General features: G+C 60.8%; 13 protein-coding genes. 7 read left to right on the top strand and 6 right to left on the bottom strand.

Annotated elements, in window-relative coordinates; genetic code table 11:
* Positions 1-88 precede the first annotated feature (88 nt).
* Complete coding sequence (locus B2P82_RS00085) at positions 89-1,102, bottom strand: AraC family transcriptional regulator (RefSeq protein WP_290494191.1); 1,014 nt, start codon at positions 1,100-1,102, stop codon at positions 89-91.
* Positions 1,103-1,351: 249 nt separating this feature from the next.
* Here B2P82_RS00085 and B2P82_RS00080 point away from each other — a divergent pair, with 249 nt between their 5' ends.
* The 3 genes from B2P82_RS00080 to B2P82_RS00070 all read left to right on the top strand — a co-directional run bounded on the left by B2P82_RS00080 (position 1,352) and on the right by B2P82_RS00070 (position 3,407).
* The gene (locus B2P82_RS00080) at positions 1,352-2,173 is read left to right on the top strand and encodes a cysteine hydrolase family protein (RefSeq protein ID WP_290494189.1); all 822 of its coding nucleotides are present in this window, start codon (positions 1,352-1,354) and stop codon (positions 2,171-2,173) included.
* 218 nt (positions 2,174-2,391) lie between these two features.
* Complete coding sequence (locus tag B2P82_RS00075) at positions 2,392-2,877, top strand: YHS domain-containing (seleno)protein (protein WP_290494185.1); 486 nt, start codon at positions 2,392-2,394, stop codon at positions 2,875-2,877.
* 68 nt (positions 2,878-2,945) lie between these two features.
* The gene (locus B2P82_RS00070; protein ID WP_290494184.1) at positions 2,946-3,407 is read left to right on the top strand and encodes a nuclear transport factor 2 family protein; all 462 of its coding nucleotides are present in this window, start codon (positions 2,946-2,948) and stop codon (positions 3,405-3,407) included.
* A 42-nt stretch (positions 3,408-3,449) separates the two neighbouring features.
* Here B2P82_RS00070 and B2P82_RS00065 read toward each other — a convergent pair whose 3' ends face one another.
* Positions 3,450-3,689 (bottom strand): hypothetical protein, encoded by a 240-nt coding sequence (locus B2P82_RS00065; RefSeq protein ID WP_290494183.1) that lies wholly within the window; start codon positions 3,687-3,689, stop codon positions 3,450-3,452.
* Positions 3,690-3,777: 88 nt separating this feature from the next.
* On the bottom strand, positions 3,778-4,257 hold the full coding sequence (locus tag B2P82_RS00060; RefSeq protein WP_290494182.1) for a MarR family winged helix-turn-helix transcriptional regulator: 480 nt from the start codon (positions 4,255-4,257) through the stop codon (positions 3,778-3,780).
* A 122-nt stretch (positions 4,258-4,379) separates the two neighbouring features.
* On the opposite strand from B2P82_RS00060, the gene B2P82_RS00055 reads away from it, so the two are divergent.
* Positions 4,380-5,108: an SDR family NAD(P)-dependent oxidoreductase gene (locus B2P82_RS00055; RefSeq protein WP_290494180.1), complete on the top strand. Its 729-nt coding sequence runs from the start codon at positions 4,380-4,382 to the stop codon at positions 5,106-5,108.
* The gene (locus B2P82_RS00050) at positions 5,108-5,728 is read left to right on the top strand and encodes a 2-hydroxychromene-2-carboxylate isomerase (protein ID WP_290494178.1); all 621 of its coding nucleotides are present in this window, start codon (positions 5,108-5,110) and stop codon (positions 5,726-5,728) included. The genes B2P82_RS00055 and B2P82_RS00050 overlap by 1 nt, the downstream gene beginning before the upstream one ends.
* Before the next feature lie 85 nt (positions 5,729-5,813).
* Here the strand turns inward: B2P82_RS00050 and B2P82_RS00045 are convergent, their stop codons facing one another.
* The 3 genes from B2P82_RS00045 to B2P82_RS00035 form a co-directional block, all read right to left on the bottom strand.
* Positions 5,814-6,845: a phytase gene (locus tag B2P82_RS00045; protein ID WP_290494176.1), complete on the bottom strand. Its 1,032-nt coding sequence runs from the start codon at positions 6,843-6,845 to the stop codon at positions 5,814-5,816.
* 177 nt (positions 6,846-7,022) lie between these two features.
* Positions 7,023-7,286 carry a hypothetical protein gene (locus B2P82_RS00040; RefSeq protein WP_206991026.1) on the bottom strand — a complete coding sequence of 88 codons (264 nt, stop codon included), beginning with the start codon at positions 7,284-7,286 and terminating at the stop codon, positions 7,023-7,025.
* Positions 7,287-7,469: 183 nt separating this feature from the next.
* Positions 7,470-10,265 carry a TonB-dependent receptor gene (locus B2P82_RS00035; RefSeq protein ID WP_290494174.1) on the bottom strand — a complete coding sequence of 932 codons (2,796 nt, stop codon included), beginning with the start codon at positions 10,263-10,265 and terminating at the stop codon, positions 7,470-7,472.
* A gap of 898 nt (positions 10,266-11,163) precedes the next feature.
* On the opposite strand from B2P82_RS00035, the gene B2P82_RS00030 reads away from it, so the two are divergent.
* Together B2P82_RS00030 and B2P82_RS00025 are read left to right on the top strand one after the other, a co-directional pair.
* Positions 11,164-12,291, top strand: a complete 1,128-nt coding sequence (locus tag B2P82_RS00030) for a DNA-packaging protein (protein WP_290494171.1) — start codon at positions 11,164-11,166, stop codon at positions 12,289-12,291.
* Between the two features lie 60 nt (positions 12,292-12,351).
* Positions 12,352-13,464, top strand: coding sequence for an FAD-dependent oxidoreductase (locus B2P82_RS00025; RefSeq protein ID WP_290494169.1), 1,113 nt, complete (start codon positions 12,352-12,354; stop codon positions 13,462-13,464).
* The last annotated feature ends 40 nt before the right edge of the window (positions 13,465-13,504 follow it).

Genomic DNA, 13,504 nt, shown 5'->3' with positions numbered 1-13,504 from the left:
TAACAAGCATCTAATGTAAGCTTTCGAGTCCTCTTCTGGCACCAGGTATTTCGGTTGGCCGTCCTGTGGGGCGGCCTTTTTTGTGGGGTCAGGGGGCGGCGGTCAGGTCGCGATAGGTCCCGGGGGTTTGGCCCGCCCAGCGCTTGAAGGCGCGGGTGAAGGCGCTCTGTTCGGAAAACCCTGTCAGGAAAGCCACTTCCGCAATGGAATAGCGCGTGTCGGCGAGAAAGCGCTCGGCCGTCTCGCGCCGCGCCTGGTCCACCAGGGCTTGGAATGTCAGCCCCTGGTCCGACAGCCGGCGCTGCAGCGTCCGGGCGCTCATGCCGAGATCCGAGGCAACTTGCACCAGCGACGGAATGCCATCGGTCAGCACATCGGCAATCTGCAGCACGACCTGCCGGTCCAGCTGGCGATCCCCGGACTCGGCCGGCAGCATTCCCTCGGCCTGGGCGCTCAGGAATTTCCAGATGCTCTCGTCGCCGACCAGGTTCGGCTTGTCGAGCCGCTCGGCCGGGATGATCAGTGCGTCAATGTCCGCCCCGAAAGTGATCGGACAGCGAAAGTGTGCCTCCAGTAGCTCCCGCGAGCCGGCCGGTTTCGGGTGGCAGAACTGTACCGCGCCCGGTTTCGAATTCGGGCCGGTCGCCTCCCGGCACAGCGTGACATAGGTGGCCAGCGCGCCCTCGCTCGATAGGTCCAGGCCGAGGCGCGGCGTGTCGGGCCGCCGGTGCGTCCACCAGAATGTGTCGCCCTTGTCATACAGTTTGAACGTCGAGGCCGTATTGTAGGCGCGCGCATGGCGGTCCATCCGCAGGAAGGACTGACGCAGCGTCGGTGCCGATTTCCAGGCCAGGCCCACAGCGCCGAAATCGGAGCAGGTGGCCGACATGCTGACGCCGAGCAGGAAGCGGATATCCGGTGTCTCGGTCTCGGCGATGGTTTCCAGCAAGCTGTAATAATTGGCGGCGTGGATCATGGCGGGCGGCGGGCCGGCCGATGGCGACGGGTCGAGTCCGGCCACACGGCACAACATGTCCCGATCCATCCGGTCGCTGAGCCGCTCAATGATCCTCAATACGAAGACGGTTGAAACTGTTGCCATCTCCCGCGCGCTCCCCGCTCTGGCCTTCCCCCAAGGGCGCGATCCCCATCGCACCTCACGCTTTCACATTGCGCCAAAGGGATTGTCGCGTCCAGTCAACAGGATGTCGCGACCGGTCAATACGCTCATCGTCGCCCCCCATACGATGAGTACAGATCAGCTCAGGGTGACGCTCCAGACCGGGAGTATCTCCCCGCCGGGCTGGCAAACTGGACCACCAGACCCAACAGCCGCGAGGAAAAAAGACCCATGTTGAATTCACCCAGTACGCCACAAGCGCTTCTTAAGTTCATCGCGACGGCCACGGCTGTCATTGCCCTGATCGGCGTTGCAGCCGAAGCCGAGAGCCAAGGCGCCCGCCCGGCGTCGGCCAAGATGCCGCCGGTCAATGATGGCTTGCCCATGCCAGGATTTGTGGTGACCACGGATGGTACAGCCATCGTTGTCACCGATCCGCAAAATGATTTCCTGTCTCCTGACGGCGTCACTTGGGGCGTGGTCGGGCAAAGCATCACGGAGAACGGCACCGTCGAAAATATCGGCGATTTGTTCAAGATTGCCGAGGAAACCGGCATGCCCGTATTCGTCTCTCCGCATTACTATTATGAGCACGATCATGAGTGGCTCTTCGAGGGCACGCTCGAGACCTTGATGCACTCCATCGGCATGTTCGACCGTCCATCCGCCTTGAACCTCGAAGGATTCGAAGGGTCTGGTGCTGACTGGCTGGACCAGTACAAGCCCTATATCGAGAATGGTGAAACGGTGGTGACCAGCCCGCACAAAGTCTATGGCCCGGATAGCAATGACCTTGCGCTCCAGCTGCGTAAAGCCGGCATCAACAAGGTCATTCTTGCAGGAATGTCATCAAATCTGTGCACGGAGTCCCACATGCGCAGCCTGATCGAATCAGGTTTCGAGGTCATGGTTGTGACTGATGCAACGGCCGGAGCCATCACAGAGCACTACAACGGCTATGACGCGTCCCTCACCAATTTTCGAATGATTGCCAGTGCCGTTGATAATACCGCCAACACGGTGAAGGCGATCAGATCCGCCTACAAGAAATAAGCTTCGGAGCCATCTTTCCTGCGCCCTCTCCCCGGATGGCTCCCTTGGCGCCCAGTTGAACTCACCCACCCACACCCATCAGCTGGGCGCCCTCTTGTTTCGTCGGCGGATATTTGCAGGCCTCCCGCCGCCCGAAAATGCGTACTCCTGCGCGCAGCCCCTGAACCATCGGCCTGTTCCGCCAGATGACTGGCATTCACCCCTCAAGGATATCTGACATGACCAAGAAACTTTATCTCACCGGCATGGCCATCGCGATTGCGATGTCGGCCTCAATGCCCGCTTTCGCAGAAGACGAATACAATGTGTCGAACGGCGTAACGACAGCGGGCGTTCCCCTGGGCCTGCACGGCGTCGACGCAGTCGCCCTGACCACCTATAATGCAGTCGCCGAAGGCGACGCCGCGCATACGGTCGTTGAAGATGGCGTCGCCTACTATTTCGCGTCTGCGGAATCGGCTCGCAAATTCAAGACTGATCCGGCGCGCTTTGCCCCACAATATGGTGGCTTCTGCGCCTATGCCGTCGCCCTTGGCAAGAAGTTCGACGGTGATCCTCACTATGCAGATATTGTCGATGGAAAGCTCTACCTGTTCGTGAACGCAGACGTCTTTGAAAAATACAAGAAAGACAAGGTGAAGATTCTCAAGCGCGCTGAAAAGAACTGGCCATCCATCCAGCACAAGGCTGTTGGCGATCTCTGATCCTTTCATTGGCGGCCGGGCGGTGCGTCCGGCCGCAGTCCTCCCTCCAGATATTGCAGGAGTCCCATATGCGCCCCCCTTTACCTCCTTTCACAGTGCAAACGGCTATCGAGAAAGTTCGTCTCGCCGAAGATGCGTGGAACGGGCAGGATCCCGAGAAAGTGTCGCTGGCCTATACCGATGATAGTATCTGGCGAAACCGTGACCTCTTCATCAATGGTCGCGCCGAAATCGTCAGTTTCCTGACTGCCAAGTGGCGGCGAGAGATCCAGTATCGATTGATCAAGGAGTTGTTCGCCTTTTCTGACAACCGGATTGCTGTGCGATATGCGTACGAATTTCACGATCGCACCGGTCAATGGTACCGGGCATATGGCAACGAGAATTGGGAGTTCAGCGAGTCTGGCTTGATGCAAAGACGGCATGCCAGCATCAACAACCTTCCCATCTCGGCAGGTGAAAGAAAGTTCCGCTGGCTGATGGGCCGTCGTCCTGACGATTATCCCGGCCTCAGCGAGTTGGGGCTGTAGGGTAGGCACCGAAGCCGCCCTAATCCCCGGCGATCACCAGGGTCAGGCGGTCTGTGTACTTGCCAGCGGGGCGTGGGTGGTGTCGGGGCGGATCAGGATGCCCAGCCGGTGTTGCGAGCTGGCCGCACCCTTGACCAGTGCGGTCTCTGCGCCCGGCGCAGGCGTCACCAGCTTGCCATCGATGCGCAAGTCATAGGCGATTCCCGTGGGCGTGAATTCGTGACGCAGCTCTCCGCCATTCTGTGACAGAAGATAGATGGGGTAGAGCGTGTTGGCGTCCACAGCGAAATCGACCGATTTTTTCAGACCTTCCTCATGGGACCAAAATCGAGCGGCCAGTGCATGTCTAGTGCATTGTCTGAACTCTGCTTCAATCGTTTGTATTGTGAGTATCTATGTTTCCAAGCATGTTCAGCGCGCTGATGAGAGCGTCCCATTGCGCTGCCCCAAGCTTTTCCTTGAGCGCCGTTTGGGCATCATTCCATCGGGTGACGATGTCGGTCAGCAAGGCACGTCCCTGATCGGTCAGGCGGACATGGCGCGCGCGCAGGCCCTCTGGCGTGAAGGTTTCGACCTGGCCTGTGCGTTCAAGCGCCGCGATGTTTCTGACCATGGTTGTGCGCTCGGTGCGCATGCGCGCTGCGAAATCGGCGACGGAGGTATCTTGCAGATAGTAGAGCTGCATCAAAAGAGAGGCCTGTCCGGGAGCGATGCCGGCTCCGTCCAGATAGGCACCGTAATGACGGGCAAGCGCGCGATTTGCGGCGCGGGCCGCCTCGGCCATGCACACGTGAGGGCTGTGGCGGAGGTCTTCCAACAGCGGGATCTTGTCTGTCTTGTCCGTCAGCATGACGCGTGTCCTGCACCGATTTTCCAGGTCGTCGATTATTGGGGGATTTACCGCGACGCCATTAAGTGTGCATATACACATAACTTGAATGAGAAGACCAGAGGTCAAGAAGGAGGCGTAGCATGGCGCATTTGGACAACAGCGTCGCGATTGTGGGGGCGGGCGATTATATTGGCACGGCCATTGCGAAAAAATTCGCGTCTGAGGGGTATTTGGTCGTGGCAGGCCGGCGCAATGGCTACAAGCTTGAGCCTTTGGTCGCCGAGATAGGGGCGGCCGGTGGCAGGATCTCGGCCCGATCTCTGGATGCGCGCGAACCAGAAGATGTCACCGCTTTCCTTGCCGAAGCGGACGCGTTGGCACCGCTCGCCCTTACCATTTTCAATGTGGGGGCCAATGTGAATTTTCCCATACTTGAGACGACGGATCGCGTGTTCCGCAAGGTCTGGGAGATGGCCTGCTTCGCCGGTTTCGTGACGGGGCGCGAATCTGCGCGGCTGATGCTTGAGCATGGGGAGGGCAAGATCTTCTTTACAGGTGCAACCGCAGGGCGACGCGGGGGGAATGGCTACGCCGCCTTTGCCGCGGCCAAGTTCGGATTGCGCGCCGTTGCCGAATCCATGGCGCGCGAACTTTGGCCACAACATATCCATGTGGCGCATCTCATCATTGACGCTGGCGTCGATACCGAATGGGTGCGCGAACGGATCAGGCAGGCAGGTGGGCCGGACAACCCGCCGGGCCTGATGCCACCCGAAGCCATCGCGGATGCTTACTGGCAATTATTCCAGCAACCGGAAACAGCCTGGACCTTCGAACAGGAAATCCGTCCCTATGGGGAGACATGGTGATGCGTGATGTGAGCGTTGAATTCCATTTCGATTTCGGCAGCCCGAATGCTTATCTCAGCCACAAGGTGATTCCGGACGTGGAGGCGCGCACCGGAGTGACCTTCACCTATGTGCCGGTTCTGCTGGGCGGTGTGTTCAAGGCGACAGGCAATCAGTCCCCGGTGATGGCGTTTGCGGGTATTCGAAACAAACCGGAATATGAGCGGCTCGAAATGATGCGGTTCATCGAGCGGCATGGTCTGACCCAGGCTTTCGCGATGAACCCGCATTTTCCGGTCAACACGCTGGCGATCATGCGCGGCGCCGTGGCGGCGCAGCATCTGGACGTGTTCAAGCCCTATGTGAACGCGATCTACGCTGCGATGTGGCAAGGCGCGCAAAAGATGGATGATCCTGAAACGATCGGACGGGTTCTGGCCGCAGCGGATTTGCCCGCAGACGCCTTGATGGCCAAGGCGCAGGATTCCGGGATCAAGCAGGAATTGGTGGACAACACCACGGCCTCCGTCGAGCGCGGCAATTTCGGCTCACCCACCTTCTTCGTGAAGGAGAGGATGTGGTTCGGCAAGGACAGGTTGCGCGACGTGGAAGAGGCCATCCTCGCTGCCAGGGCTGCCTGACAGGCCCTGTGCATCGCAAACGAAAAAGCCCGCTCTCCAATGCGCCGGAGGGCGGGCTTTCGTGACTCTGGGGTAACGCTCAGACTTAGTCGAGGCCGAGGGCGGATTCGATCAGGGACCAGTCGACCAGCTTGAAGTTCTGGTCGACGCCTGAGGCCGGATTGCCATCATCCTGAACGACGAGAATGCCTTTCGGGAAGCCCGGCAGCGCCGCAGAGCTGACATCCAGACCATCCGTATGCGTTACAGCGTCGATGGAGCCGTCGGCATTGGCCGTTACGGTGAAGACGCCGCGCGGCGCATGAGGGGCTTTCAGGTCATAGACGACAAACCGGTCTGCGGCCTGGGACGACGCAACAAGGTAACCCGCGCCATCTGCACCGGCCCAGATGTCCATGCCTTCAACATCGGCGACCAGGCCATTCTGCGCGGCGATCGTGTCGACGCTGACCGGGGCGGCAGACCAGTCATTCAGGTCGAGTTTCCAGATGCCGTGCTCTTCCTCACCGAGAAAGACCTGACCATTGGCTTCGTCAAATACACAGCCTTCCAGTTGAAGCTGGCCGAACTGGCCAACCTGGATTTCAGCGACCAGCTCCGGGCCTTCACTCATCTTGTCGGTCTCGACAGACCAGACCTGGGCCATGCCGTCCTTATAAGTGGGCATTGCGTAATAGGTGGTGCCGACCTGACCAGCACAGATGCCATAGGGTTCGTCTTTCTGTGTTGGCGTGTCGCCAACATGGCTGACCGTGGCGGTGACCGGGTCGATGGCAAACCAGCTGATGGAATTGGTTTCGTCATTCGAGGCGACGGCGACATCGCCGCGCAAGTCGACATTGTTGACGCGACCGACATCAAGGAATTGAAGCTCTTCGCCAGCGAGATTGTAGACGTGGAGGCCTTCATCCTTGTTGGTGCCGAGGACCAGGCTGTCAGCCGGATTTGCGACATTCACCCAGACAGCCGGATCGTCCGCCTTGTCGCCTGTGCCTGTCATGGGCGCCGTTTCGACAGACGCCGGGATGGGCGCAGTGTCGATGGCGTAAATCTGTTGGGCAGGCTCTGTGGCGCAGGCAGACAGAAGCAGGGCGGCGAGGGGAATATAGCGTTTCATGAACACTCCTCAGGGGCTGGGACAAACAGGGTTCGGGTCGGTATTCCCTGCGTCCGGCGCAAGATCAAGACGCGCGAGCGAGTTTTCACAAATGTGCCATGATGCGCGTCTGTCTGACATGAAAAAAGCAGGCCAATCGGCCTGCTTTTCCCGGATAGTGATTGTGTCGAACTTGGCTCAGGTGCCTTGACCTGGCGCTGGGGTCCGCAATGCACCGCGCTGGGCTTCACCAGCCATTTTCTCACCTTGAGCCTCATGACGGGCCCACTGTTCTGCAGTCATGCAGATCTTGCCAGGATAGACTTTGCCCGGGATCGCTACGCGCTCACAGATCATGTTCTCGTCATTGGACGCATCGGCGACCGAGTAGCCCTCTTTCTTCTTGAGGGCGCAGCCGGATACCGCGATCAGGGCGGCCAGAGCCAGAATTGGTGCTTTCATGAAAAATTCTCCCGCTAATTGTATCCTTCTAGCAGGAAAAACACCGGGTGCACCCCCTAACGCAAGGAAAATGTACCCAATCGATTGCAGATGCACAGGGTTTTGGCTGAGTGCCATGCGTTCAAGCAAAACCGGGCGAGGATCGCTCCCCGCCCGGCTTTCGGTAAGTCTCGTCAACCCAGCCTAGTAGGTCAGGCGGGCACCGATGACATAGCGGGCACCATATTCGTCATACTGAGACAGACGGCTTTCTGCGCCGTGATAATAGTATTCCGGCTCGTCGGTGAGGTTCTTGCCTTCGACATAGATCTGGAGGTTGTCGTTGACGTCGTATTTGGCTGACGCTTCGACGCTGAGGTGATCGCTGGTGTAGCGGTCCAGATCGGCGCCGAACAGCTCGTCGAGATAGTCATCGCGGAAATTGGCCGAGATGCGCAGATCCCACGGGCCCTTGTCGTAGCCGATGGAGGCGTTCCAGATGAGATCGTTCTGCTTGAGCAGCGGCACGTCGCGGGTTTGGGCCACATCCTCTTCGTCCGGGACGGACGCTTCGGATTCAACGATGGTGACATTGGCGGAGGCGAGGAAGCCTTCCCAGAAGCCGCCCAGGAAGTCGAGCTGCTGGACATAGTTGAGTTCGAGGCCCTGTACCGTTGCGGTCTCGCCATTGATGTAGGTGGCGACTTCTTCGATGTCCGCACCGGCATCGCCAAGGAAGCCCAGATCGATGGAGCCTGGCAGCTGGTCGATGTCATAGGTGGCGCCGAAGATCGGGTTGCGGATGTCCTTGTAGAACAAGCCAGCCGACAGGACCGACAGCTTGGTCGGGTAGTATTCGATCGACAGGTCGAAATTGTTGGCCTCGTACGGGTCGAGGTTGGGGTTGCCCATTTCGACTTCGTCGCGGTCATCATTCAAGGCAGCTGTCGGGCGCATCTCGCCGAAGGCCGGGCGGACCAGCGAAGCGTAATAGGCTGCGCGGCCGACGACATTTTCGGAGAAGGCATATTTCAGGTTCAGGCTCGGCAGGACGTGGACATATTCATCGTCGAACTGGCGTGTGCCGACCTGGTCTGGATCGCCACCTTCATAGAAGACATTGCCCGTGGTTGATACGTCAGTGGCTTCGATACGCGCCCCGGCAACGACGGTCAGGTCGTTGATCTGGAAGGTGCCCATGCCGTAGCCGGCGATGATCATCTCGTCGATTGTGTAGTCGCCGGCGAGGCTGTCGAAATTCGTACCGTCTTCGTCCAGCTCATCGGCGGTGAAGGTCCCGCGCAGGGCCCGGGTCAGGCCGGCGCTCGGCCATTCGAACATCGGGTTGTTCATGCGCCAGCCGGAAATCTGGCTGTTGGCATTGATGTAATCGGTCAGGGTGACATCGTCGCGTTCCCAGATGAAGAGGTTTTGGTCGCGGACCTTTTCGCGGTCGCGGACCTTCACACCCATTTTCCAGGTCACGGGCGTATTGCCGAGGACGGTGTCATTGGTCAGGTCAAGCTTGTAGGCCCATTCAGTGTCTTCGTTGACCGTGAACTCCTGCTCGTAGGCGTCCATTTCATAGCTGGCCGGGTCATACAGGAAATCGATGCCCGTGCCGGAGAGCTTCGGTTTCTGCGGGTCGGAGTTGTCCCACACGATGATGCCATCGCCTTCCATGTCGTCGGAGCGGAAGGCTACGTCGTGATTGTTGGAATCGTCTTCTTCGGCATAGGCGTAGGACACTTCGTAATCGACGGTCCAGTTGCCGGCGAAAGTCTTGCCGCCCAGCGCATAGGTCTGGATCTTGCGGGTCTCTTCGCGCTGGCGGACTTCGACGTCTGCTTCGGCGAAGTTGAAGTTGTAGAGGTTGCCGTCAACGCTGACACCTTCTTCGGCGAGGTCGCGGAACTCGAACTTGTTGCGGACTTCGTCGTCCGTGTACTCGTTGACCAATGTGCGCAGGTAGAGCTCAGTGTTCTCGGTCATGCGGTAGTCGACATTGAAGACGAGGCCGACGCGCTCGCGCGTCAGGTCGTACCAGCGCATTTCATAATCATCGTTCGGAATGAAAGCGTTCAGGTCGTCGTCGAAGCCCCAGCCGCCGGTTTCGTTGTTATGGGCCTGAATGCCGAGGCTCTGATAGTTGATGGAGGCCGCAACGCCGAGCTTGTCGCCAAACACGTTGGAATAGGTCAGCGTGGCTTTCGGGGAGACGTCTTCGGTCAGCTCATTGTAGGAGCCTTCGACCTTGGCGCGGATGAACTGGCCGTCGCGGTCAAAGGCGGAGATGGTCTTGAGGTTGATGACGCCGCCGATTGTGTCGGCATCGACATCCGGGGTCAGGGATTTCTGGACTTCGATACCGTCCAGAAGGTCAGATGGCACACCATCCAGCAAGACGCCGCGGCGATCTTCCGGGGACGGCGTGCGCACGCCGTTGATGGTGGCTGAGATCAGGTCAGAGTTGATGCCGCGGATCGAGACATAGCGGCCTTCGCCTTGGTCATTCTCGATGGACAGGCCAGCCACGCGGGCGAGCGAGTCCGCCACGGTCGTGTCGGGGAAGTTGCCGAGGCCATCGGAGTCGATGACGCTGATGATGGCATCGGAGGCGCGCTGCTGGTTGATCGCACCGGCCTGGGCCGCGGCCGAGCCGACAACGAGGATGTTGTCGAGATAGCGCACATCGCCGCCAAGCTGGATGCTGAAATCGGTGTCGCCAGAGATCGACACCGTGTCGGTGACCATGTCCGCGCCGACATAAGAGACGCTGACCGTGTATTCGCCGGCCGGGACGCTGGTGAAGCGATACTTGCCGAACCGGTCGGACGAGGCGGTACGGCCCAGTTCCTCGATCGTGACAATCGCGCCCTGCAGCGCAGCTTCGCCGGACGCATCGGTCACGGTCCCTTTCAGGATGTCGGCGGCAGCAGCCTGCGCCATCACAGCAGTGGCAGCTCCGATCAGGAGGAGCTTGCGGGAAGTAAAGGTCATGGGAGGTCGTCCTTGCTCTGGGAATCCGTATTAAGAAGTCTACGCTTCGAAAACTGCGGCCCCGTCCCACGCCAGAGTTACGGCTGGATGACAGATGCGTAATGTTTTTATGACGCCCCCGGAATTCTGAGGAAAATGGGGCAAGTGCCTGCCATGTGGGGAAAAATTCGTGCTTTTCCCGCAACACTTATTGGCGTCGCTCTGAGGTTGAGCAGGCGAATCATCCCGAAAGCTTGAGGGTTTTCGGAGCCTGAATTCGACGGGGTGCGCACCCATGCGACATTGCCCCTCTCACCGCAGGAGGCCCGAATGATCCGACAGCCCCATCGTCAACGCCTGATCCGGCAGGTCCGACTCCAGCGCCTGTTGGGGCGGAGCATGGCGGAGATCGCGGCGCAGGTTGGCCGGGGCGCCAGCACAGTCTGGCGTGTGATCCGGGACAATGGGCTCGACGCTCCGGAGAGACCGCTGGAGCGCCAGCGCCTGTCGCTGAGCGAAGCGCACGACATGGCAGTGGACCGCATGATGGCGGCGGATGTGACGCCGGAGGAGCTGCGCACGCTGAGTGGCCTGATCATGCGGCTGGCGGCGGAAATCCGGCGGATGGAAATGGCGGTGGCGACTTGGGAAGGGGATGAGGATGTGCGGATTGCCGGACGTGCCGACGAAGACGAAACGGGCGAAGACGCCGAAGACGAACTCTCCCCAGCCGCTGAACAATGCCGGCTGGACGCCCTTGCTGCCGGATTTCAAACAAAGGGCGCGTCAGGCGGCGCAGAGCAACGACTGGAGCACGCTGGCGGAATGGGAGCGCAGCCTGGTCAGCCAGAATCCGTGGATCCTGCACGCCCGCGATATACAGGTGCCGCCGCCGGGCGGATGGCGGAGCTTCGTGTTCATGGGCGGACGCGGCGCTGGGAAGACGCGGGCGGGGGCCGAATGGCTCCGCTGGTCGATGATTCACGGACGGTGTCACCGGGCGGCGCTGGTGGGGCCAGCCCTGCACGATGTGCGCGAAGTGATGATCGATGGGCCGAGCGGGCTGAAATGGATCGAGCCGCTGAAGTGCCGCCGCCCACACTACTCGCCCAGCCGACGTATCCTGAGTTTTGACAATGGGGCGGAAGCGCATGTGTACTCGGCCGAAGATCCGGACAGTTTGCGCGGGCCGCAATTTGATGTGGCCTGGTGTGATGAGATCGCGGCCTGGTTACGTGGGCAGGCCGTGTGGGACACGTTGCAGATGGGGCTGAGGCTGGGCGCGGACCCGCGCGTGATGGCGACGACCACGCCGCGACCGACGGATTTCTTCAAGGGTCTGCTCACCGGGCCGGGGACATTGGTGCGTCAGGCCAGCATGGCCGAGAATGCGGAGAATCTGTCAGATGGGTTCGTGGCGGCCATGCAGGCGGCCTATGGCAACAGCGCGCTGGCCCGGCAGGAAATTCATGGCGAATTGCTGGAGGATGCCGAAGGCGCGCTGTTCCGCCGACAGATGATTGACGCGGCACGGGTGAGCGCGCCGCCCATGCTGGAAGATGTGATCGTGGCGGTGGACCCGCCCGCAACGAGCGGGCCTGCGGCGGATGCCTGCGGGATTATTGCGGCGGGCGTGCGCGACGGGGTCGCCTATGTGCTGGCCGATGCGTCAGCGCCGGGCCTGAAGCCGCTCGACTGGGCGAGGCGAGCGGTTGCGGTGTGCCGCGAGGTTGGCGCGCGGGAGATCATCGCCGAGTCCAATCAGGGCGGCGAAATGGTGCGGCAGGTGCTGGAAAGCGCAGGGGCGGATGTGCCGGTGCGGCTGGTGCATGCGCGGCTGGGCAAGCGCGCACGGGCCGCGCCTGTGGCGACGCTGTATGAGCAGGGGCGGGTGGCGCATGTCGGCCTGTTGCCGACGCTGGAAGACCAGATGTGCCAGTTCGGCGCGGAAGGGTTTCGCGGATCGCCTGACCGGGTGGATGCGCTGGTCTGGGCCATCTGGGCACTTTTGCAGCAGGGCAATGGGCCGTGGGTACGGGTCTTGTGATCTGCCTTGATCTTGCCAGACCCGTGATCGAAGGTGCGGGTCGGAAGCGAGGGATTTCAGATGAGCCAGATGACACGCCGGGCCTTTACGGCGACCGGACTGACCGCAGCAGTGGCCGGATGCGCGACTGTTCCGCAGGCGCCGGGTGTGGTGATGAAGCCCGTGCCGCCGGTCCTTGTGTCTGCCGACCGGGTCGTGCGCGTGGATGTGGGGCTGAGGCCCTACCGGGCGTCTGGCTTCCGCGTGGAGCGGGAGATGCTGGGCGAGACGGCGGTGGTCCACAATTACGGGCATGGCGGCGGCGGGATCACCCTGTCCTGGGGCTCGGCGCAGCTGGCCGTGGAGGAAGGGTTTGATCCGGATGTGGCGGAATATGCCGTGCTGGGCGCGGGGGCGCTGGGCCTGTCGACCGCGATGTTGTTGCTGGAGCGCGGGGCGAAGGTGACGCTCTATGCCAAGGCGCTGAGCCCGAACACGACCTCCAACATCGCAGGCGGGCAGTGGTGGCCGGCGTCGGTGTATGACAGTGCGGCCATCGCCCCCGGATACATGGACCGGCATGTCGCGGCGGCGCGTCATTCTTTCCGGCGGTTTCAGTTACTGACCGGCCCGGAGTACGGCATCAGTTGGGAAGTGAACTATGTCTTGTCAGATCGGCCCGTGACAAACCAACCCGCGCGGGCGGGCCACCCGATGGAAGAATTCGCGATCAATGTTGTCGATTACGCGCCGGGGGAATTGCCGTTCACGACCGCCCATGCGCGCAGTTTCGATACGATGATGGTGGACACGCCGCATTATCTACGCAAGCTGGAAGAGGATATACGGGAACGGGGTGGACGGATCATCGTGCGCGCGTTTCAGGACGCTGCAGAGGTGGCGGCATTGGACGAGGCAGTGGTGTTCAATTGCACCGGGCTGGGCGCGGGCAAACTGTTTGGCGATACCGAAATCCATCCGGTGCGGGGCCAGCTCGTGATCCTCAAGCCGCAGGCCGAGATCGACTATAATATCATCACGGGCGGCAGCGCCTACATGTTCGGCCGCCGCGACGGGATCGTGCTGGGCGGAACCTTCCAGCACCATAACTGGTCGCTGGAACCGAGCGATGCCGACACAGCCGCGATCCTCGCGGCCAATCGGAGATTGTTTGCGGGTGGGGTGGAGGCCTGACTGTGATCCGCGCAATATGTGATGTGATGGGAGTCAGCGA

The sequence above is a fragment of the Hyphomonas sp. UBA4494 genome, from assembly GCF_002388935.1.
Classification (GTDB): domain Bacteria; phylum Pseudomonadota; class Alphaproteobacteria; order Caulobacterales; family Hyphomonadaceae; genus Hyphomonas.
Note: the sequence above shows the minus strand (reverse complement) of the source record. Positions and strands in the feature narration are given on the sequence as shown.